Source organism: Nocardioides ginsengisoli, assembly GCF_039537225.1.
GTDB classification, from domain to species: domain Bacteria; phylum Actinomycetota; class Actinomycetes; order Propionibacteriales; family Nocardioidaceae; genus Nocardioides; species Nocardioides ginsengisoli.
In genome coordinates, this window is the sequence record NZ_BAABAC010000005.1 from 251,740 (window position 1) to 274,102 (window position 22,363).

Consider the following 22,363-nt stretch of genomic DNA (forward strand, 5'->3'; position numbering starts at 1 on the left):
GCAACCGTCCGGCCGAGGCGACGGTTACGCAAGCCCTTGCCGGGTCGGAGCACAAGGTGTTCTGGCTCGACGACATCAGCCCCCCACCTTCGCGGCGCTCACGGGTGAGACCCATGCCGACCTGACTTTGGTCGGTGGCGGCTACACGGGACTGTGGACCGCGGTACTGGCCAAGCGGAGGAACCCGGGAGCTCGGGTCGTATTGGTGGAAGCGCAGACGATCGGGTGGGCGGCGTCGGGTCGCAATGGCGGTTTCGTCGAGGCGAGCCTCACTCACGGCGAGGAAACGGCCGGCGCCGCTGGCCCGACGAATATGAGACCCTCGAACGCTTGGGGATGGAGAACCTCGAGGCACTCGAGCGCGACGTACAGGACCTCGGCATCGACGCGGGGCTGGAGCGGACCGGCGTACTTCAAGTCGCATACGAGCCCCACCATCTGCGATGGCTCGAGGAGTCCGACTCCGGTGAGTGGCTCGACGAGACTGCGGTCAGGCAACAGATCAACAGCCCGGTCTTCAAGGCCGGCCGCTGGATGAAAGACGACACCGCCCTGGTCCATCCCGGCAAGTTGGCCAGCGGCCTCGCGCGCGCGGCTGCCGAGCTGGGCGTGGAGATACACGAGAACTCTGCCGTATCGGATATCGAGTCGCCGCGCCGCGGCCCGGTGCGGGTCCGGACTGCACAGGGATCGGTCGTCTCGGACCAGGTGGCACTCGGCACCAACGTGTTCCGCCCGCTACTGCGCCGGTTGCGGCTCATGACGGTGCCGGTCTATGACTACGTGCTGATGACCGAGCCGCTGACCGCCGATCAGTTGAGCTCGATCGGGTGGCGCAACCGGCAAGGTATGGCTGACCTGGCCAATCAGTTCCACTACTCCCGACTCACCCGGGACGGTCGGATTCTCTACGGAGGGTACGACGCGATCTACCACGCCGGCCGTAAGGTGCGAGCCGAGTACGAGAACCGTCCGGAGTCATTTCGCACGCTGGCGTCACACTTCCTGACCACCTTCCCGCAGCTGGAGGGCATTCGGTTCAGCCACCACTGGGCCGGAGCGATCGACACGTCGACCCAGTTCTGTGCCTTCCATGGCCTGGCCAGGCAGGGTCGCGTCGCATACGCGAGCGGGTTCACGGGACTCGGAGTCGGCGCAACGAGATTCGCCGCCGATGTCATGCTCGACCGCCTAGCCGGGCAGACGACAGCGCGCACTCAGCTCGAGATGGTGCGCAAGAAGCCTCTTCCCTTCCCACCTGAACCGTTCGCGAAGCTCGGGATCGAGGCGACGAAGTGGTCACTCAACCGTGCCGACCACCGCGAAGGGCGGCGCAACCTGATGCTCCGCACGCTCGAGCGTCTCGGGCTCGGTTTCGACTCCTGAGCAATCAGCTTGCGTAGTGGAACATCCTTGCACGCGATGACCCAGCGGCCATCGTGCACCGCAAGGGTGAGGTAGTCGGTGTAGTAGACGCCGCCGTACAGATCGACGACCTTGGCACAAGCGATCATGCTGGCCGTCACATCGATCGAGATCACCTTCATGTCGAACCGTTCCATGGCGGCGGACGGGGGAGTACCCACACCTCGAGGAGCCGGAGCGGCATAAACGGGTCATCAACTCATTCCTGCGCGAGTTGGACCAGGCGCCGGAGCGGCTCTCATGACATTCATCGGGCCCGGCGCGGCCCAGTCGCGGTTGCTGGCTGAGGACGCACGCTGACTGACCTGGACCACGTCGAGCTTGCCGATGTCGTCGATGGGGGTCCGCGGGCGAACCTGTCTGCGCCGGTCTCGGCTGGCGATGTCGAGATCGGCATCGGCATCTGGGAGATCTCATCTGAGATCCACGCCGACATCGAGTCCAACGAGGTGCGTGTCATGCGGTTGTACGCCGGCGACCGCGGCACCTGGACGATCGACGAGGCGCTCCACAAGGTATCTGTGGTGCCCCGACCGACAAGCCCTGAGGATTCCCCACCTCGCGGGCTCCTTCCGGGATGGAAAAGCCCGGACCCACGGCTTGTGGGTCCGGGCTTCGACTTGTCCTGAATCCTCCGGTCGCCAACGCACGGCCACGAGGTGCAACCTCGCCGGACTGCTCGCGTGGCGCGGGTGCCGGTCAGTCGGCGATGAAGAACATCCGCTTGTTGACGAACTCGTCCATGCCCAGCGGACCGAGCTCGCGGCCGAAGCCCGAACGCTTGACCCCGCCGAAGGGAATCTCGACGCCTTCGCCTGCTGCGGTGTTGACGTTGGCCATGCCGACCTCGAGCTGCTGTGCGATCTTCTCGGCGCGAGCGGGGTCAGAGCTGAACACCGCGCCGCCGAGCCCGTACTGTGTGTCGTTCGCCAATCCGAGCGCCTCCTCGTCGGAGCCGACCTTGTAGACCACGGCGACGGGACCGAACAGCTCCTCGGCGTATGCCCGCATCTCCTTGGTGACGCCGCTCAGGACGGCCGGCGAGTAGTGCGCATCGGGACCGTCACTCAGGACGCCGCCGGCGTGAAGCGTCGCGCCCTTGCTGACGGCGTCCCGCACCTGCTCGGCGAGGTTCTCGGCGGCGGCGCGGGATGACAGTGGAGCGAAGGAGCCCGGCTCGATCGACAGTGCCCTGGACGTCAGCTCGGACACGAAGTCGTCGTAGACGTCCTCCATGACGATCATCCGCTTGTTGGAGTTGCAGGCCTGTCCGGCGTTGTACATCCGGAAGTCCCAAGCCTTCCCTGCCACATCGGCGATGTCGGCGCTGTCGAGTACGACGAACGGGTCGGAGCCGCCGAGCTCGAGGACACACTTCTTGAGGTTCTTGCCGGCCAGCGAAGCAACGACGGCGCCGGCGCGTTCCGACCCGGTGAGCGAGACGCCCTGGACGCGAGGGTCGGCGATGAGCGTCTCGATCTGCTCGTGCGAGGCGAACACGTTGACGTACGCACCCTCGGGTACGCCGGCGTCCTTCATGATCTGCTCGACGGCCAGCGCGGACCTCGGCACCGACTCGGCGTGCTTGAGGATGATCGTGTTGCCGAGCATCAGGTTGGGCGCTGCGAACCGCGCGATCTGATAGAAGGGGAAGTTCCAAGGCATGATGCCGAGCAGCGGGCCGATCGGCAGCTTCTGCACCACGGCCCTGCCGCCGGAGAACGTCTTGATCGGCTGGTCGGCGGCGAGCGTCGGGCCTTCGTTCGCGAAGTAGTCGAAGATCGCCTGGCAGAACTCGGCCTCCTCGACCCCTTCGCCGACCGGCTTGCCCATCTCCTCGTTCGCGATCGCCGCGAGCTCGTCGGCCCGCCTGGCGAACAGTGCGGCGACCTTCTTGACGACCTCACCACGCTCGGTGATCGGCACGTCCTTCCATGACGCGTACGCCTGGGTGGCCGCCGACACCGCCGACTCGATGTCGGCATCCGATGCGGTCTCGAAGGTCTCGACGACGTCGCCCGTCGCGGGGTTGACGACCTGGTAGGCGGGTCCTGATGTCGTGGTCATGCACTGCTCCTTGTGTGGACGGGAATCCTCGCGTTATGCACCGGGCGAGCCATATGGGCCAGTTCGGAAGTCCGTTGCTACTCATGCCGACTACGTTGTATAGGTATTGTTGTATATCTAACTTTACACAAACTCTGCTGTGAGGGAAGCCCCCATCGGGGGCGCGCGCCACGACGGATTCCTCCAGAGCCTCGAGTTCGGAACGCCGCAGATTCGGTGGACTCATGGCGAAGGCCGGCGAGGCACACGTCAGGTCGAAGGCGGTCTCGATCCCCAGCTCGCTGACCGGCATGCGATCGTCGGCGCTGTCCACGGCATGGGTCTCTATGTCGGCGTTGAGCTGGTTCGCGACCGCGAGACCGTCGGGCTCGCCGATCGTGGCCGATTTCGGCTTCGTGGCCCGCTCGGTACTACGCCCGCTCGACTTGGTCGACCAGAAGACCGGCCGACAACTCAATGGCGACGCTTCGGTCGGTGGCTGATCCCGGTCACCTGCAGCAGCCGCGCGACCCGCTCACGACCAATCCAGATGCCCATCCTGAGCAGAAGCTCTGCGTGGAGCCGGTGGCATGGAACTGAGCGATGGTGACGGGACACCCGTCCGGAAGGGGATCAAGGTCCTCGCCTGACTATCGCGAGTCCTCGCGTCTGCGTCGCCACGTCTCGGGCACTCCCCGAGACGTGGCGAAGGTTCTGACCCGCGTGATGTGTCAGAAGTCGATGTCGGCGGCGATCCCCTTCAAGGTTGCGATGTAGTTGGAGATGTCGTCGTCCGTCATCGGCAATGAGAGCGAGAACTCGCCACGGTGCACTGGGAAGAAGCCGCGGTTGGCGAGTTCGAGCGAGCAGATCTGCGTCCTCTCGGCGTCGAGGTTGCGTGCGTAGTCGCGGTGTGTGCGCACGCTGAGTCCTGGCGCCTTCATGTACCCGTAGGCCATGTGCGAGAAGCCCTTGCCATAGACCACGAAGGAGCTGCCGCGAGATGCGCTCCATTCGTTGAGTTCGTTCATGATCCGCGTGGCCTGGCCGTTCAGCTTGCCGAACGCCGCTTCATTGAGGGCGCTCATGCAAGCGGCGCCGGCAATCAGCGAGAGCTTGTGGCCGTGGTGGGTCCCCGAGATCGTCACGCTGCCGTTCTCGAGGACGCTCATCACGTCGGCCGACCCGCCGAGAGCACCGAGAGGGAGCCCGCCGCCGATGATCTTGCCCATGACCGTGAGATCCGGAGTGACGCCATAGACCCCCTGGAGGCCGTGGTAGCCGGCCCGCAGGCTGATGGTTTCATCGAAGATCAGGACGATTCCGAGTTCGGAAGTCAGGTCCCGAAGTCTCTCGACGAACTCCTGCTCGAGGACAACCAGCCCGCCGGCACCGCTTTGGAGCTCCATGATGAGACATGCGAGGTCGTCAGCGTGGGTGCGCAGGATGTGTTCGCAGGCCGCCCAGTCATTCTGGGTGAGCACGATGATGTTCCCGATGTCTTCAATGGGAATGCCCCCACTCTCTGGGACAGCAGTCGGGCTTTCTGATGGGCCGTACTCGGGGGTCAGTGAAGCGTGTGCAGAGATGTGGAGCGGATCGCTGAAGCCGTGATACCCGCCTTCGAACTTCGCCACCTTCGACTTGCCTGTATATGCGCGGGCAACCCTGATGGCGCTCATGCACGATTCGGTCGCTGAGCAGGAGAACTGGACCCTCTCAACCGATGGGATTCGGTCGACCAGTATTCGGGCTAGCTCGGCTTCCGCGGTGCTGGGGTTCCCGAAGGAGATTCCCTGAGGAATCGCGGCCTGAAGGGCGGACGTGACCGACGGGTGTTGGTGGCCCAGGACGTTGACCGTGAAGTTGTTGTTCAGGTCGAGGAGGCGGTGGCCATCGATCGTATCGATATGGGCTCCGGAGCCGGTGTCGACGAATACGGCATGCGGCCCGAAGTTGAAGGAGTTGCGGCTGTAGCCCCCAGGGATGAGCTTCCTTCCTTCATCGGTCAGCGCAGCCGAGGTGGCGAACTTGGACGTGAATCGATCCAGGCAAGCGCTCAGGGTCAGACTGGCCATGGGGCCCCTTCCAGAGGTTTCGTCGATGATGCCGCCATAGGCGAAGCGTGCTGGCGCGGCACTCGCCATACCTTCGACGAGCGCGCCAAAGGGCGGTCTCCTCATGCTTGTTCCGTCTTCGTCTGACTGCAACGCACGAACTGCGATCACCTGATCGCAGGGCCCGATTGCGACGGCGTGCAGGTCAGGCTCTGGCCCCAGATCAGCCTGACCGGGACTGCGAGCAACACGAGTCCGAGGCCGAGCATGACCGGGACCGTGCGGCGGTTCTGCTTCGCCAGGGGAGCGGTTGCCACGGGATCTCGGTCGACTGCGACGGCGGGCGCACGGGAGCTGATGGGATCGTGGTCGTGATCGCCTGTTGTCAACCTGGCTTCCGGATCGCGAGCCGTATGGCGAGGACTGGGCGACTTGGTCGTCAGCGGCCAGTTCTCAGTAGGTGCTGTGTCCGGCGGCCGTTCGCTCCACCATCGCTGATCAAGATCGAATCATCGCGATCTCAGCGTTGCTGGCGGACGGGAGGTTGCACATGCTGATGCGAACGCCATCGGGGGCAATCGTCATCGACCGTTTGTGTCGACGTCCCCTTCTGCTCACTCCGGAGTTGCCATGACTGATCCACAGACAGCCACCACTGGACTTCGACGGAACGCCGTCGGTGTTACCGGCATCGTCTTCTTTGTTGTAGCCGCGGCGGCGCCTCTGGCCGCCACCTTGGGCGCGTCTCCGGTCGCATTCGCCTCGGTAGGCGTTGGCGCGCCTAGTGCGTACCTCCTCATCGGGCTCGTCCTGGTCTTGTTCGCAGTGGGTTACGCCGCGATGAGCCGCCACGTCACAAGCTCCGCGGGCTTCGCTGCGTACCTTGAAGCCGCATTCGGCCGTACAGCCGGATTCGTCGGCGCAGGAGTCGCGCTGCTGGCCTACAACTGCATGCTCATCGGCCTTTACGGATTCTTCGGATTCCTTACAAGCAGCGTGGCGGACGACCTTTTCGGCATCAACCTCCATTGGACATGGTGGACCGTGATCGTGTGGGCAGCCGTCGCGATCCTGGGGTATCTCGAGATCAACCTCAGCGCCAAGGTCCTCGGCGTCCTCATGGTCTTCGAAGTGCTGATCCTTCTGGTTTTCGATGTGGCGGTGTTTGTTCAGGGCGGGGCCCAGGGACTGAGTTTCCAGTCGTTCGCTCCTGACAATGCCTTCGCCTCTGGGGTCGGCATCGCGGTCCTGTTCGCGGCTGCATCGTTCGTCGGATTCGAGGCGACCGCGATCTACGGCGAGGAAGCGCGAGACCCGGAGCGCACCGTTCCACGGGCGACCTACCTTGCGGTGGTACTCATCGCAGTCTTCTACACGATCTCCACGTGGGCCATCGCCTTGGCCTACGGTGACGACTCGGTTCGCAATGCGGCAATCAACGACCCGGCGGGCCTCGTGTTTGCGGTCAACGACCGGTTCGTGAATCACTTTTCGACCGACGTGATGAACCTTCTGCTCGTGACGAGCACCTTCGCTGTCGTCCTTGCGTTTCATAACACGTTGTCGCGCTACATGTTCGCCCTTGCGCGGTCCGGTGTGCTGCCCACGTTCTTGAGCCACACCCATCCGCGATCCCAGTCGCCGCATCGCTCCAGCCTCGTCGGAAGCGTTGTCACGATCGCGGTGCTCGCGGGCTTCATGGTCGCGAACGCCGATCCCTTCGCCCAGCTCTACTCGTGGCTCGTTGGCGTCGGCACCCTAGGCGTAGTGCTGCTCCAGGCCGTCACGGCCGTCGCGGTCGTCGTGTTCTTCCTGCGGAAGCGTCGCGACCGGTTCCGGATCTGGACGACAGGTGTCGCGCCCGCCCTCGGCGGTGTCGGCCTCTTCACCGCGGCGTACCTCGCAATCGACAACTGGGCGATTCTCACCGGGGCCACTGCCGGCTTCCCCAAGCACCTTCCGTGGGCGATCGCTGTCGCCGGAGTGATCGGCCTTGTCTGGGCGTACCTGACCAGGGGAAGTGCACGCTCTTTCGCGAATTCCTTTCCTGCCGGTGTCGCGCACGAGAGCCAGGCCGTCATCTCCGGAGCGGTCCCACCGAAGGTGAACGAGTAGGTGGCAAAGCGTCACCTCTGCTGAGTGTCTGCCTGAGTGCACTCGGCATGACTACGTACGGCCTGCCCGAAACGGCGCAGCGCGCACAGATCCAAGGAGGACGAATCAGATGAAGGTCACCCTCGAGACCAGCGACAGCATTGCTCACAGCATCGAGGTGGATCCCGGACAGACCTTGATGGCCGCTGCGACTGCCAACGGAATTTCGGAGATCGTTGCGGAGTGTGGTGGCACTGCAACCTGCGGGACCTGCCACGTCTGGGTCGATCCGACATTCGCGAATCTCCTCCCGGAACTGGATGAGCGCGAGGACGACGTCTTGGACGGTGTCATCGCCGAGAGGCGTCCTACGAGCCGGCTTGCGTGCCAGGTCGTCCTGGCGGCGGAACTCGACGGCTTGGTTGTCGAGATCCCAGAGGAGCAGTGGTGAGCAAAAGGTCCGTGCTGATCGTCGGTGCGGGGCAGGCGGCAGTCGAGGTGGCGACGATGCTACGCAAGGGGGACGCCACTCTTCCGATCACCGTCGCCGGCGCCGAAGGACACCTGCCCTACCAGCGTCCTCCTCTGTCGAAGCAGTTCTTGACCGGCGGGGTGCATGCCGATGGCCTAGCGCTCCGCCCCCCTGCCTTCTACGAGCAGAACGACATCGCCGTCCTGACAGGGACCGAAGTGACCGCGGTCGAACTCGACAGCATCTCGCCTGGCGGCAGAGCATCCACCGCCTCAGGTCATGAGCTCGACTTCACCGATCTGGTCTTCGCAACGGGTGCAAAACCACGCCGCCTCACCGTTCCAGGATCGGATCTTGCCGGCGTGTTGTACCTGCGTGACTTGACCGACGCAACGGCTCTGCGGACGGCGCTCGAGCGTGCGCGGAACGTCGTTGTCGTCGGCGGTGGCTTCATCGGCCTCGAGACTGCAGCGGTCGCTGCGGCAATCGGCAGGCGCACGCACGTCGTCGAAGCGGGCGACCGTCTTCTCGGGCGTGTGGTCGCGCCCGTCGTCTCCGACTTCTACCGCGATGCACACGCCCGGCGGGGCATCAACATCGTCCTCGGCGCCGAGATCTCCAGGATTGAGGGACTTCGAGGCGCGGTCACGGGAGTGGTGCTCGGAGATCAGTCTCGGCTTGACGCGGACCTGGTGCTGGTCGGAATCGGGGCAGAGCCACAAACGGAGATCGCGAGTCGCGCCGGCGTGCATTGCCAGAATGGAATCGTCGTCGACAGCCTTGCCCGCACCGATTGCCAAGGAGTCTTCGCCGCTGGCGACTGTACGGTCCAGCCTCACCCTGTACGTCCCGACGAGTCGCCTGTCCGGCTCGAGTCGGTTCAGAACGCGGTCGACCAGGCGCGGGTCGCGGCGGCCACCATTCTCGGGGCCGACATAGGCCCCCCTTCGGTGCCCCGGTTCTGGTCGAACCAGGGCGACCTGAAGTTGCAGACCGTCGGAATCTCAAGAGGCTGGGATCAGCTGGTCGTGCGCGGAAGTCTCCGTGAGGAGAAGTTCTCCGTTCTCTACTTCCGTGAACGGGAACTGATCGCTGCCGATGCAGTCAACTCGTCCGCTGACTTCGCCGCGTGCCGCATCGCCCTCGCCCGCGGCACCTCCATCACTCCAGAAGCAGCGGGAACCGTTCCTGAGCTGCGCGCGCTCGTCGCCTGATCACAGAGGAGCAGACATGACCACCTTCCTTGAGGACGTCCCCGCGTCCGTCATGGACGAAGATCCCTACCCCATTTTTGAGCGGCTCCGCAAAGAGGCGCCAGTCGCCTACTACCCGGGCACCGATCAGTGGTTCATCGCCCGCTGGGACGACAACATGCGCGTGGGGACCGATGCGGAGAACTTCGGGCCGTCCCAGTGGACCGTCGCAGGCGTTGGACCTTCCGTGCTCAGTGCGTCCGGAGAGCAGCACCGGTGGATTCGCAAGGGGATCGATCCCCTCCTACGCCAACGACCCATCCATGAGTACGCGCACCAGCACGCTCGCCCTCTCGTCGCCAGCTATCTCGATCAGCTGGCCCCGCGTGGCGAAGCCGAGCTCACCAGCGAGTTCTTCGAGCTCATCAGCGCCCGAATCGTCGGGGATGTGCTCGGCCTCCACGGGATCGATGATGAGACTCGGCAGCGTTGGTTCCTCGCGATCGCCGACTGGCTCAACCAGGGATCCATCGGGAACGTCGAGGTTTCGTCCGAACTGACCGCCACGCTGGATGAGCTCGACAGTGCACTCGAGGAGCTCGTCGCCGAGGTCACGAAGAAGCCGGATGGCACCTTGCTGTCGACCATGGTGCACGCCGTCCCAGACGGTGCGGCGCCGAAGACCTACGAGGAGCTCGCAGGCTCGATCCGCATCATCATCGCGGGTGGCTTCCAGGAGCCAGGGCACGCAGCGGCATCGATCCTCTATGGACTGCTCTCCAACCCCGACCAGTACGCCGACTTGGTGGCGAGCGACGGGAAGTTGGTGCAGGCTGCGGTCCACGAAGGCCTGCGTTGGCTTCCGCCGTTCTCGTCAACCGAACGAGTGACTCTCCGTGAAGTCGAGATCGGCGGCGTGGTGTTGCCCAAGAACACTGAACTGTGCCTGCTCATCGCCTCGGCCAACTACGACGAATCTCGCTGGGAGAACCCATCGAGGTACGATCTGCATCGCCCGATGCAAGCACACTGCTCCTTCGGATTCGGGGTCCACATGTGTGCCGGGAACGCTCTCGGTCGCCAGATGGAGCACATCCTGCTGGAGGAGCTGCCGCGGCGCTTGCCGAACCTGCGTCTGAACCCTGATCGCGAGGCCAAGACATCCGGCTTCTTGATGCGTGGAGTGAAGTCTCTCTCCGTCCTCTGGGACGCATGATCACACCCCCCCTCAACTGCCGTGAGAGGGCCTGGCTGCCGCACCCGAATAGGTCCTGGCCGCGAACTGCCAACCACACAGCCGACCTCAGGTCGGCTTGTTTCGATCCCGAAAAGGGTCCCATGCGGGTCGGTGTTGCGACGGCATCATCGCCGCGGTCTCGATCCCGGTGATGGCCAAGGCCCGGATCGGGCACTTCGCCGAGGCGCAGGTGCTGCAGTCCCTGGGTGTCGACTATATCGACGAGTCCGAGGTGCTGACCCCGGCCGACTACGCCAACCACATCGACAAGTGGGCCTTCACGGTTCCGTTCGTGTGTGGTGCGACGAACCTGGGTGAGGCGCTGCGCCGGATCACCGAGGGTGCGGCGATGATCCGCTCGAAGGGTGAGGCCGGCACCGGCGACGTGTCCAACGCGGTCACCCACATGCGCACCATCCGGGCCGAGATCCGTCGGCTGGGCTCGCTGGCCGACGACGAGCTGTACGTGGCGGCGAAGGAGCTGCAGGCGCCGTACGACCTGGTGGTCGAGGTCGCGCGCACCGGCAAGCTGCCGGTCGTGCTGTTCACCGCGGGCGGCATCGCGATCCCGGCGGACGCGGCGATGATGATGCAGCTCGGTGCTGAGGGCGTGTTCGTGGGCTCGGGCATCTTCAAGTCGGGAAACCCGGCCCAGCGGGCCGAGGCGATCGTGAAGGCGACCACCTTCCACGACGACCCCGACGTGGTCGCGAAGGTCTCGCGTGGTCTGGGTGAGGCCATGGTCGGCATCAACGTCGAGGAGATCCCCCAGCCCCACCGCCTGGCTGAGCGCGGCTGGTAGCACTCCGTCCGACGTTGACGAAAGCCGTCGGTCAAGATCGTTGGACGCGGCGGGCGGCAGGTCGTTGCATGATGTGGCGAGCCCGTTTGCCGCACGAGTCGGAAACGCGACGATGACGATGCCCCGGCTGAGGGCGAGAGCGGCCCCAGGCCGTCGCGGTTCGCGGACGGGTTCCGAAGCCTTTGAGTTCGAGTTGTCCGCTCGATCGACTCGACGTCGGCTTAGCCTGAGCCTCACGCACCCGCGGCGAGGCTGCAGGGCTCGCGAGTGCGAACCGCTGGACAGGCCGCCTCCGGGTGCCGTCAGGCATCTGTCGCTGCCATGTGGGCATCGTGATCAAACGGGACGGCATCGGGGACCACTGACAGTGACGTCTCGGCGAGGTGCATCGCAACTGAGCGGAAAGCGGTCACCTGCGGTCGGTGATCGGCTGCACGTGTCGCGAGTGTCACGCCGGAGTAGGTGCCGTCAGCCAACGGCCTGTAGATGATTCCCGGAAACTGAAGGAAGCGCGTGGCCGAACCGGGAAATGTGTCAATGGCGCCCGCATAGGCAATGGCGTTGAGACTCTCCGGCACGTTGGTCACGAATGCCGCGACGCGGCCGGGCTCACCGCGTAGATCGTCGCATGACCAGTATGCCCGCCACTGAGCCGGCGCCTCTGGCGCCGCAACCGCGAATGCCTGGTCTGCGAGGTCGACGACACGAAGTTCGGATCTCTCGGCCAGCTCGTGGTGAATGCCCATGCCGACATACCGGGGCTCAGCGAACAGACCGTGAAAGTCGAGGCGGACGTCAACGAGCGGGCTCCGCACGAACGCGACATCGACATCCCCACTACCAACGGCGTCGAGTTGGTTGACCATGGACAACTCGGCAAAGGACAGCTGCACATCTGGCATGGCCCGTCGAAAAGTCTCGACCATGAGCGGGGTCAGCTCGCCGGCGGAGTCGCAGAAGAGACCGATGGTCAGGTGATTGTTACTCGCTGTGTGCCGGACTCTCGCTTCGGCACTTGCCTCGCTGATGTCCGCAAGGATGGCCTTAGCCCGGGGGAGGAACGCCTCCCCCGCCGGGGTGAGAGATACGCGATTGGCAGTCCTGTCGAACAGGACTGCGCCGATCTGGCGTTCCAACCGGGCGATGTGGGTACTGAACGCGGACTGCGCGATGTGCATTCGCTCGGCGGCACGCCCGAAGTGGAGGGTGTCTGCCAAGGTGACCATGTACTCGAGTTGACGAACGTCCATCTCGTCTCGCCTCCGGCTCTGAGTCGGACCCGTTCGACCTCGCGGGGCGGGCCGAGTCGCGACGTCGTTCACCCGAAGTCTAACCCCCCCAGCTGTGGACTTATGACCGACGAGGTTGCCTGGCGAGTGGGTGAAAGCCATCAGGTTCTCGGGGCGCCGGAGAGCGGGATCTTGTTCTGAGATCGACCCATCTCGGAACCGCTGTTGTCCGATGAGGACCGCTTTCAGAACCTAGACGCACGCCACGCGCACCGTCGATCGCCCAGCCTGCCTCATCGCGGGACGACGACGCCAACCGCGTGCCAAGCGGCCGAAGAACTACCTCGAACGAGGCCAGGAGATTGCACAGTGGCACAGCACCGAGATGTTGCAATCGTCAACGCAACGGTACGAACTTTCGACCATACGGACACGGTCGCGACCGCACTGCTCATGCGTCAGGGACGGATCGCACTCGTCGGAACCGACGACCAGATCCGATCCGTCGCAACCGCGGACGCCGACTTCATCGATGCCGGCGGACGCACCGTGTTGCCGGGCTTCATCGACGCACACAACCACCTGAGTGTGGCCGCATTCGAGCCGGATGCGGTGGACTGTTGGACCCCGCCTCTGGCCACTCTTGACGAAGTCCTGGCGCGGATCGACGCACACTGCCAGCGGGTCCCTGCGGGCCAGTGGGTGATCGGCATGGGATTCCATGGCCCAGCTGTCCGTGAGCAACGTGCCCCGACCCGTTGGGAGCTCGACGAGGTTGCGCCACGCAACCCCTTCTTCCTCATCGACGTCAGCTGCCATGCGGGCTATGCCAACAGCAAGGCCCTTCAACTGGTACGGATCGGGCCGCACACTCCCCAGCCCTGGGGCGGCCTCATTGAGAAGGACGGACGCGGCGAACCGACAGGAACACTGCTGGAGGCCGGACTCAACCTGGTCCAGGCCGCATCCTGGAATGACTACGCCGAACGAGATTGGGACCGTTCAATCGGCCTGCTGCAGGCGAAGATGAACCAGTACCTTTCCGTCGGGATCACCGGTGTCGGCGACGCCATGGTGACGGCCAAGACAGCCGAGCTCTATCGCCGCGCCGATGCCGCCGACGCGATGCCGTTCACAGTCCAACAGCTCCACGCAGGTGACTACTTCTTCGCCATGCACGACCTCAGGCGTACTGATCTCGTCGACCGCATCAAGGAACCGTGCAGTGACCGTGTCCGCGGCGGCACCATGAAGATCTACGTCGACCGCGCCTATCCCGACGGGGCCGCGATCGACCAGATCCATGACGGTTGCACGCGACATGTCGGCTCGGCCTTCTACACCAAGGAGGAGGTAAATGCCTTGGCGGTGAGAGCCAGCGAGCTAGGCATCGGCACCGCGATTCACGCGATGGGCAACTGTGCCGTGGACTCGGTGCTGGACGCTTACGAGACCGTCCGTCGGGCAAGCCGCCGCGACTCAGTCCTCCGCCTGGAGCACGCCTTCGTCGCGGAGCCGCGACAGGGTGAGCGGATGGCCTCACTCGGTGTCGATCTGGTGATCAATCCCGGTCTGGCCTACCACGTCGGCGACGACTTCTCGATCTGGCGCGGGGTGAATCAGCATCACCTGAAGGTTCTTCCGGCGCGCAGCATGATCGACGCCGGAGTTCGCGTCAGCCTCGCTTCAGACCACCCCTGCGGTACCTACTCGCCAGCCGAGATCATGGGTATCGCCATCACTCGGCTCGCCCACGACGGCAGCCTTGTGCAGCCTGAAGAAGCGATCGCTGCCGCAGAGGCCTTGCGCGGGTACACGATCAACGCTGCGCATGCATCCGGACGGGCCGCTGAAGAAGGCAGCATCGAGGTCGGCAAACGTGCGAACCTGGTGATGGTCGATCGTGATCCGTTGACCTCATCTGGCCAGGAAGTCGGCAGGATGGTTGTCGAGAAGACCTGGGTCGACGGAGTACTCCTCCACACAGCTTGACGTGACGTAGCGCGGGGCCAGCCCTCCCATGCGGCGCTCCCGGCGACGCGCAACCGGCTGCGACTCAGGTGTGACCTGACGATTGTGTATCGATGCAGATCCTTCAGGCGCCCGCTGCCTTACCCAATCGCAGTTTCATCGCGTTCCGCGAACACCCGATCTGTGACTGTTCGTTGTGTGCGTTTGCCGGTTGCTTGAGGCTTGGGGTGAAAGTCGGAGAACGGAAGGCGTAGACCGATGAAGACAAGCACGGCGCCTGTCGAGTACTTGTTCGACTCGGATGTTCGGCGGCTCCTTCACCCACACCTGCCGGCGTCGATCACCGACCGGGTCATCATGGTCGAGGGCAAGGGCTGCCGTCTTGTCGACTCGAATGGCCGGTCCTACCTGGATGCGACCGGCGGGCTCTGGCTTGCTCAGATCGGACACGGCCGTGAAGAGATGGCAGAAGTCGCCGCCGCCCAGATGCGCAAGCTGGAGTATTTCACCTGCTTCTGGGACTTCAGCAACGACCAGGCCATTCAGCTTGCGGAGCGCCTGGCTGCTTTGGCTCCCCCGCAGATCGAGCAGGTCTTCTTCACCTCCGGCGGATCCGAAGGCAACGACGCCGCGATCAAGACTGCGCGCTTCTTCCACTACGTCAAGGGCGAGCCGAAGCGGACATGGATCCTGTCGCGGCGAACGGCTTACCACGGCCTGGCGTACGGCGGGGGCACGGCGACGGGATACGACGATCTCGCCGAAGGGCAGGGACCACATCTTCCCCACGTCACACACCTGACGCCGCCGCACCCGTACCGGAGCTCCCTCTTCGTAGGACAGGACCCGACGGACTTTCTTGTCAATGAGCTTGAGGACCGGATACGGGAGATCGGCCCGGACAACATTGCCGCGATGATCGGCGAACCCATCATGGGCGTCGGCGGCATGGTCGTCCCGCCGGCCGACTACTGGCCGCGAGTCCAGCAAGTCCTGCGACGGCACGGCATCCTGCTCATCGCGGACGAGGTCGTGACCGCGTTCGGTCGAACGGGATCCTGGTTCGCGTCACCTGACGTCGGCATGGAGCCTGACATCATCGTGACCGCCAAGGGCCTCACCAGCGGCTACATCCCGTTGGGCGCGGTTCTGGTGTCCGATCGCATTGGGAACGCCGTGCGCGGATTCGGTGACGGCTATCCGGTGGGCTACACGTACTCCGGCCACCCCGTAGCGTGCGCGATCGCACTGAAGAACCTCGAGATCATCGAACACGACGGCCTCCTCGCGGCAGCCCGTCGCACCGGCGACTTCATGTATCAACTGGCTGCTCCGCTCGCGAGCGAGCTGGACATCGTCGGCGAGGTCCGCCACGCAGGGATGGGCCTCGCGTTCGAGCTTGTCACGGACAGCTTGACGCGTCAGGCACTGCCCCAACCAAACGGCTCGATTGCGGACGTCATCCGAGAAGAGACAGGTGTCATCGTGCGTGTCAGCAGCCCCACCAACCTCGTGTTGTCACCGCCTCTTGTGATGACTCAAGAGCAGGCCGCGACCGCCGTGACGGCGGTCGCCAGTGTTCTGCGTCGGGCACGGTCCGATGGCGGCCTCGCATGAAATCCGCGGTGAGCCTGTCGTGGCTCGAGCGTCGGCCCGGGCGGGCGAGGGCGCCTGTGGACATCCGACCAACGCCGGCCGACGGACCTTCCCGCGGCACTGCCACCTGACCGCATTCGTTCCACCCCTACATGTCTGGAGATTGTTAATGTCCCTGTTGACGTCCGAAACCTGGGAAGGTCGAATCTTCCTTGACTCCTGGACCCCAGGGTCCGGAGGCGAGCAGGCCGTCATCGAACCCGCGACGGGTGAGGTGCTCGGCAAGATCGGTCTCGCCCTGCCCGAGGATGTGCTTCGAGCCTCGGCTCGCGCTGCCGACGCGCAGAAGGCCTGGGCCGCGACGCCGCCGAGTGAGCGCGCTGCCATCATGCGGCGGGCCGGTGACCTCTTTGCCGAACACGGTGAGGAGATTCAGCGCTGGGTCGTTCGCGAGGCGGGGTCCATCCCCCCGAAGGCCGCTCTGGAGACCCATATCGCGAGTGAAGAGTGCTATGCGGCCGCCGCTCTCCCCAACCATCCGATGGGTCAGGTGCTGCCTTCGGATCAACCGCACTGGTCGATGTCACGTCGACGTCCTGCTGGCGTCGTGTCGGTCATCGCCCCGTTCAACTTCCCCCTCATCCTGTCGATCCGTAGCGTCGCGCCGGCATTGGCTCTCGGAAACTCAGTGCTGCTGAAGCCGGATCCGCGGACAGCTGTCAGCGGCGGCGTCGTCCTTGCGCGGGTCTTCGAGGAGGCGGGACTTCCTCCCGGCGTACTGTCATTGCTCCCGGGCGGTTCTGGCGTGGGCGAAGCGGTCGTGACGGCGCCCGAGGTCCGGATCATCTCGTTCACCGGCTCGACCAACGCCGGCAGAATTGTGGGAGCAACCGCGTCACAACACCTCAAGCGCGCGCACCTTGAACTGGGTGGGAACAACGCCCTGATCGTGTTGCCGGGAGCGGACCTTGCCCTCGCGGCAAGCGCGGGTGCATTCGGCTCGTTCATGCATCAAGGGCAGATCTGCATGACCACCGGTCGACACCTCGTTCATGAGGCCCTCCACGATGACTATGTCGAAGCTCTCGCCGAGAAGGCCTCGCATCTGCCGGTCGGCAACCCGGCGCTGGAGCCGGTGGCCTTGGGGCCGATCATCGATTCAGGTCAGCGCAACCGAATCCACGGCCTGGTGCAGCGAACCGTAGATGCGGGCGCGCGGCTGGCAGCCGGCGGAACCTACGATGACCTCTTCTACCGTCCCACCGTGCTCGCGGACGTGACGACGAGCATGCCCGCCTACGCCGAGGAGATCTTCGGACCAGTCGCTCCAGTGGTTCCGTTCCGCACGATCGAAGAAGCGATCGAGCTGGCTGGGGCATCCGAGTACGGGCTCTCCCTCGGAATCCTTGGCGACGTGGGTACTGCGATGCAGGTGGCCGATGCGGTTCCAAGCGGAATCGTCCACATCAATGAGCAGACGGTTGGCGACGAAGCGAACGCGCCATTCGGCGGCGTGGCATCGTCCGGCACCGGCTCTCGCTTCGGGGGAGCCGAAGCCAACATCGAGGCCTTCACCGAGTCACAGTGGCTGACCGTCCGTCACGGGATCGCGCCCTACCCCTTCTAGGCCGTCGCGGGCGACTCCGAGACCGGGGATCCCCCGGGGATCCCCGGGGCAGCGTCGGCCGCCACCCGTCGATCAAAATGCCCAATGGAGAGAGAACGTCATGCAGCAGGTGAAGGCCGTCATCGCTCGCGAGAAGGCGACGCCGGTCGAGATAGTGACCATCAATGTTCCGGATCCCGGTGTCGGTGAAGTAGTCGTCAGGGTCTTGTCCTGCGGGGTGTGTCATACAGACGTCCACTACCGGGAGGGCGGGATCAACGACCAGTTCCCATTCCTGCTCGGGCACGAGGCTGCAGGCGTTGTCGAGCTGATTGGTGACGATGTCACGAACGTGCGCATCGGTGACTTCGTCGTGCTCAACTGGCGCGCTGTCTGTGGATACTGTCGCGCATGCAGGCGCGGAGAGGCGCAGTATTGCTTCGCGACCCACAACGCCAAGCAGCGCATGACCATCGCTGAGGGGCCCGACGCCGGCACGGAGCTCACGCCCGCTCTCGGGATTGGCGCCTTCGCGGAGAAGACCCTCGTCGCAGCAGGCCAGTGCACAAGGGTCGACTCGACCGCCCGACCCGCTGCCGTGGGACTTCTCGGATGCGGTGTGATGGCCGGCATCGGTGCTGCGATCAACACCGGCGGAGCTACCCGCGGTCGTTCGGTCGCTGTCATCGGGTGCGGTGGCGTCGGAGCAGCTGCCATCGCCGGAGCCGCCCTTGCCGGAGCGAGCCCCATCATCGCAGTCGACATAGACGCCAGGAAGCTCGAGAAGGCTCGGCTGGTTGGCGCAACCCATGTTGTCAACTCGTCCCATGCGGATCCGACGCTGGAGATCCGCCGGATCTGCGGTGAGACCTTCGAGGACGCGGAAGGGGCCGACATCGTGATCGACGCCGTTGGCAGACCGGAGACCTGGAAGCAAGCATTCTACTCCCGAGACCTCGCTGGGACCGCCGTGCTTGTCGGAGTGCCGACGCCTGAGATGAAGGTCCCCGACCTTCCCCTGCTCGACGTGTTCGGGCGGGGAGGAGCGCTGAAGGCAAGCTGGTACGGAGACTGCCTGCCGTCTCGTGATTTCCCGTTGCTCGTGGACCTCTACCAGCAAGGCCGCCTGGACCTCGACGCCTTCGTCACCGAGGAAATCGAACTGGGCGACGTCGAATCCGCATTCGTCCGGATGCACGATGGGGACGTGCTTCGGTCCGTGGTGGTCTTCTGACGGCTGGATCGGCCCTATCTGCGCGTGTTGACCGCCGTCAGCCACCAGGACGGGGAGCGAGGGGAGAGGCGTGAGGTGCTGATCTCGACGAGGCGAGGAGAAGGGGTGTGGATCCCCAGATCGACATGGCCTGGATCGACGACGAGATGGTGGACCTGCCGCCGGCCGAGAATGACGGGCAACTGATGCTTCGGCGCGCACCTGTGGCGGGTGTACCCCCTGAGGGGATCGATGCGCTGGAGGAGAAGTTCGGGATCGTGGCGCGCGACCTCTACGCCAGCACAGAGGTGGGCAACGGGACCTTCGTGCCTTGGGACCGGCGCGACCTGGCTGAGAAGGGATCGATGGGATTCTGCTTCCCCACGAGGGAGTCCAAGATCGTGGACGAGCACCTCGAGGAGGTGCCAGCGGGAGTCGCGGGTGAACTCTGCATCCGCGGCGAAGGCATGATGCTGGCCTATCACGACCGCGACGACGTCAACGCCGAACTCTTCCTGCCAGGAGGATGGTTCCGCACCGGTGATCTTGTACGCAAGGACGAGGAAGGAGCGCACTACTACGGGGGCCGCCTCAAGGACATGATCCGTCGCAGCGGCGAGAACATCGCAGCCGCGGAAATCGAGCACCAGCTTCTGCAGATGCCCCAAAACGAGGCCGTCGGCGTGATTCCGGTGCCCGACGGGAGCCGCGGTGAAGAGGTGAAGGCCATCATCGTGCTGAGGTCGGGCGAGACTCCGAGTTCAGGGACGAGATGCCTTGCACCGCGAACGGGAAGGTGCACAAAGCGGCGCTGAAGTCCGAGGACCCACTGAACGAGTCGACGGTCGACGTTGTGGCTCCACTTCCATCCGAGGGGCGCCGGCGCTGAACGGGATGTGACGACCACAGCGACCGCGGCCCGCGGGGGCGATCCGAGCGCGGAGACGACTTCGTCCTGCAAGAGCGTCGAGGGCCCGGTGTTGCTGGTGACGTTCAACCGCCCCCTGCCGGTTGAACGCGCGGACCAGGAGATGGGGACCAGCACTCGCCGTACTGGACGCCGCCGGGGCCGATACAGGCGTTTGGGCCGTCGTCCCGCGCACCTGAGGTGCATGAGCACCAGCCACGCACAGGTGTCCTCTCCGGGGCTCGCGTACGTTCGCTCCCGTCGGTGTCTCGCTTACATCGCGGTGACGCGCGCCCCGTCGGCACGCGTCGCGCGCGAGGCCGTCGCCGCGCGGAGGAGGTCGTGCAGGGCATCGAGTGCCGACTGCATGCGCGCAGGGTCCGGGTCGGCCAGCTCCTGGAAGACCAGCCCGTCGAGCGCGGCGAACACCGCGTGGTCCAGGCCGGGGAGGTCGGCCAGTCCGATGCGTTCCAGCTCTCGCCGAGTGGCGTCTCGGTAGGTGTCGTAGAGGCTGGCCACCAGCGGGCGCAGCTCAGGACGCCGCCGGCTCTCCAGGATCAGCTCGTACTGGAAGGCCTGACCGTCTGCATCGCTGGTCGCCATCTCGACCAGGGTCCGCGCGAAGTCGTCGACCGAGCCGGTGCCGGACTCGAGCGTCGATCGGTCCAGGCTTCGCTCGAGGACGTACTTCAACGCCTCGGCGATGAGGTTGTCGCGGTTCCCGAAGTGGTGGCTCACCAAGCCGTGCGTGACGCCCGCCTCCTCGGCCACGGCCCGGTTCGTCACCTTGCGCAGTCCCGCTCGCGCGACCACCCGGATCGTCGCCTCCAGGAGCGCCTCGCGACCTCCGCCGTACTGCACGGCCCGGGATGACTCGTTGCTCATGCTGCTCCTCGCTGATCACCGTCAACCTACCGAACCGCGCGGGGAGAGACGTTCGCCGCGCGCCGTCGCAGAACTAGCCACTTGACAAGTTTGATGTGATCCGGGTTACTTGTCCCAAGAACTTTCCACTTGGATAGTTTAAGTCACGCAACCAACTTCTGCGGGGTGCACATGTCTGTCGCCGAACCCACCGGGCCCACCACTGCGTTGCGCAAGGACGCCGTCGGCGTGGTCGGGATCCTCTTCTTCGTCCTCTCGGCCCAAGCACCCCTGACCGGCATCGTCGGGGCCGCCGCGCTGGCGGTCGCCCTCGGCAACGGCGCCGGCGCACCCGGTGCGTACCTCGTCGTGGGCCTCGTCATCATCCTCTTCGCGGTCGGCTTCACCACGATCACTCGGTACGTCGACAGCGTCGGCGGCTTCTACGCACTCATCCGCGCCGGCCTCGGCGTGAGCGTGGCCCGCGTCGGGTCGTGGCTGGCGCTCATCACCTACAACACGATCCAGGCCGCGATGTACGGCCTGTTCGGAGCGACGGCCAGCGGCCTGATCGCCCGGTACCTGCACGTCGACGTGGCGTGGTGGGTGGTCGTGCTGGCAACCGTGGCCCTGGTCTACGCCTTCGGCCGCCGCAACATCGAGGTCGGGGCACGGGTGATGGCCGTGCTGGTGAGCGCCGAGGTCGCCATCCTCCTGGCATTCGCCATCGGCGTCATCGCCCAGGGGAGTGCTCCGCACGGCTTCGACCTCACCGCCAGCTTCGGCCCGCACGCCGTCACCGCGGGAGCGCCGGGAATCGCGGTGCTGTTCGCGATCGCGTCGATGTTCGGGTTCGAGTCCACGGCGATCTACGCCGGCGAGGCCCGGGAGCCCCAGCGCACGGTCCCGCGGGCGACCTACCTCTCGGTGAGCCTCATCGCCGTCTTCTTCGCCTTCATCATGTGGGTGCTCATCTCCTACTACGGCGCAGGCGCCGCGCAGGGGGCCGCGCTCGACACCCTCGCCACCGACCCGGGCAACTTCGTGCTCGGTCCGGTCAGCAGCGTGCTCGGCGGCTGGGCGGCGGACCTGACGTCCGTGCTGCTGTGCACCTCGCTGCTCGCCGGCCTGCTGGCGTTCCACAACATCGTGAACCGGTACCTGCACGCCATGGCCGAGCACGACGAGCTGCCCCGTCGCCTGTGCCGTACCAACCGGCACCAGGCTCCCGCGGTCGCGGCCGCTGTCCAGTCGATCACCGTCGTCCTGGTGATGGCGTGGTTCATGATCGGGGACAAGAACCCCGTCGCGACGCTGTTCGGATGGCTCAGCGGCCAGGCCGTCGCAGCGCTGGTCGTCCTGTACGTGCTCGTCTCCATCTCGATCATCCGGTATTTCCGGTCCCACCGCGTGCACTCCAACGCGTGGAGCACCACGGTGGCGCCGGCTGTCTCCGTGGTGCTGATGCTCGGGGAGCTGTTCATCATCGTGAAGAACTTCCAGACCCTCACCGGCGGCAGCCAGACCACGTGCGAGGTCCTGCTGTGGTCGGTGCCGGCGGTGACGCTCCTCGGCTGGCTGGTCTCGACGGCCTTCAAGCGCCGGGCACGGTCCGGCGCCGTCGAGGTCGCGGTCGAGACGGCGGCCTGAG

The 22,363-nt window shown here is 65.2% G+C and carries 16 protein-coding genes and 2 pseudogenes; 13 read left to right on the plus strand and 5 right to left on the minus strand.

Annotation, left to right across the window (positions count from 1 at the left end; genetic code table 11):
* Positions 1-127: 127 nt before the first annotated feature.
* A pseudogene (locus AB4880_RS02865) lies at positions 128-1,125 on the plus strand (NAD(P)/FAD-dependent oxidoreductase); the annotation flags it as partial.
* 92 nt (positions 1,126-1,217) lie between these two features.
* On the opposite strand, the gene AB4880_RS02870 reads toward AB4880_RS02865, so the two are convergent.
* Positions 1,218-1,586, minus strand: a complete 369-nt coding sequence (locus AB4880_RS02870; protein WP_367917688.1) for a nuclear transport factor 2 family protein — start codon at positions 1,584-1,586, stop codon at positions 1,218-1,220.
* 538 nt (positions 1,587-2,124) lie between these two features.
* Entirely contained in the window at positions 2,125-3,492 is a 1,368-nt protein-coding gene (locus AB4880_RS02875) for an NAD-dependent succinate-semialdehyde dehydrogenase (protein ID WP_367917689.1), read from the minus strand.
* Positions 3,493-3,716: 224 nt separating this feature from the next.
* Between AB4880_RS02875 and AB4880_RS02880 the strand changes: the two genes are divergently transcribed.
* Positions 3,717-3,974: a hypothetical protein gene (locus AB4880_RS02880; protein ID WP_367917690.1), complete on the plus strand. Its 258-nt coding sequence runs from the start codon at positions 3,717-3,719 to the stop codon at positions 3,972-3,974.
* Between the two features lie 228 nt (positions 3,975-4,202).
* Here AB4880_RS02880 and AB4880_RS02885 read toward each other — a convergent pair whose 3' ends face one another.
* On the minus strand, positions 4,203-5,654 hold the full coding sequence (locus AB4880_RS02885) for an aspartate aminotransferase family protein (RefSeq protein WP_367917691.1): 1,452 nt from the start codon (positions 5,652-5,654) through the stop codon (positions 4,203-4,205).
* 504 nt (positions 5,655-6,158) lie between these two features.
* On the opposite strand from AB4880_RS02885, the gene AB4880_RS02890 reads away from it, so the two are divergent.
* The 5 genes and pseudogenes from AB4880_RS02890 to pdxS form a co-directional block, all read left to right on the plus strand.
* Positions 6,159-7,643, plus strand: a complete 1,485-nt coding sequence (locus AB4880_RS02890; RefSeq protein WP_367917692.1) for an APC family permease — start codon at positions 6,159-6,161, stop codon at positions 7,641-7,643.
* Between the two features lie 109 nt (positions 7,644-7,752).
* On the plus strand, positions 7,753-8,073 hold the full coding sequence (locus tag AB4880_RS02895; protein WP_367917693.1) for a 2Fe-2S iron-sulfur cluster-binding protein: 321 nt from the start codon (positions 7,753-7,755) through the stop codon (positions 8,071-8,073).
* A gap of 11 nt (positions 8,074-8,084) precedes the next feature.
* On the plus strand, positions 8,085-9,308 hold the full coding sequence (locus AB4880_RS02900) for an NAD(P)/FAD-dependent oxidoreductase (protein ID WP_367917694.1): 1,224 nt from the start codon (positions 8,085-8,087) through the stop codon (positions 9,306-9,308).
* Between the two features lie 16 nt (positions 9,309-9,324).
* Positions 9,325-10,503, plus strand: coding sequence for a cytochrome P450 (locus AB4880_RS02905; RefSeq protein ID WP_367917695.1), 1,179 nt, complete (start codon positions 9,325-9,327; stop codon positions 10,501-10,503).
* A 139-nt stretch (positions 10,504-10,642) separates the two neighbouring features.
* Positions 10,643-11,326 (plus strand): annotated as a pseudogene (gene pdxS, locus AB4880_RS02910) (pyridoxal 5'-phosphate synthase lyase subunit PdxS); the annotation flags it as partial.
* A 302-nt stretch (positions 11,327-11,628) separates the two neighbouring features.
* Here pdxS and AB4880_RS02915 read toward each other — a convergent pair.
* Positions 11,629-12,576, minus strand: a complete 948-nt coding sequence (locus AB4880_RS02915; protein ID WP_367917696.1) for a LysR family transcriptional regulator — start codon at positions 12,574-12,576, stop codon at positions 11,629-11,631.
* A gap of 348 nt (positions 12,577-12,924) precedes the next feature.
* Here AB4880_RS02915 and AB4880_RS02920 point away from each other — a divergent pair, with 348 nt between their 5' ends.
* From AB4880_RS02920 to AB4880_RS02940, 5 genes are all read left to right on the plus strand, one after another.
* On the plus strand, positions 12,925-14,547 hold the full coding sequence (locus tag AB4880_RS02920) for an amidohydrolase (protein ID WP_367917697.1): 1,623 nt from the start codon (positions 12,925-12,927) through the stop codon (positions 14,545-14,547).
* 237 nt (positions 14,548-14,784) lie between these two features.
* Positions 14,785-16,143 (plus strand): aminotransferase family protein, encoded by a 1,359-nt coding sequence (locus AB4880_RS02925; RefSeq protein ID WP_367917698.1) that lies wholly within the window; start codon positions 14,785-14,787, stop codon positions 16,141-16,143.
* A gap of 148 nt (positions 16,144-16,291) precedes the next feature.
* Positions 16,292-17,749, plus strand: a complete 1,458-nt coding sequence (locus AB4880_RS02930; protein ID WP_367917699.1) for a benzaldehyde dehydrogenase — start codon at positions 16,292-16,294, stop codon at positions 17,747-17,749.
* 100 nt (positions 17,750-17,849) lie between these two features.
* Entirely contained in the window at positions 17,850-18,962 is a 1,113-nt protein-coding gene (locus tag AB4880_RS02935) for an S-(hydroxymethyl)mycothiol dehydrogenase (RefSeq protein WP_367917700.1), read from the plus strand.
* Positions 18,963-19,069: 107 nt separating this feature from the next.
* Positions 19,070-19,756 (plus strand): AMP-binding protein, encoded by a 687-nt coding sequence (locus tag AB4880_RS02940; RefSeq protein WP_367917701.1) that lies wholly within the window; start codon positions 19,070-19,072, stop codon positions 19,754-19,756.
* Positions 19,757-20,121: 365 nt separating this feature from the next.
* Here AB4880_RS02940 and AB4880_RS02945 read toward each other — a convergent pair whose 3' ends face one another.
* Complete coding sequence (locus tag AB4880_RS02945) at positions 20,122-20,733, minus strand: TetR/AcrR family transcriptional regulator (protein ID WP_367917702.1); 612 nt, start codon at positions 20,731-20,733, stop codon at positions 20,122-20,124.
* A 171-nt stretch (positions 20,734-20,904) separates the two neighbouring features.
* Between AB4880_RS02945 and AB4880_RS02950 the strand changes: the two genes are divergently transcribed.
* A complete protein-coding gene (locus tag AB4880_RS02950; RefSeq protein WP_367917703.1) occupies positions 20,905-22,362 on the plus strand; it encodes an APC family permease in 1,458 nt (485 codons plus the stop codon).
* Position 22,363: the final 1 nt, after the last annotated feature.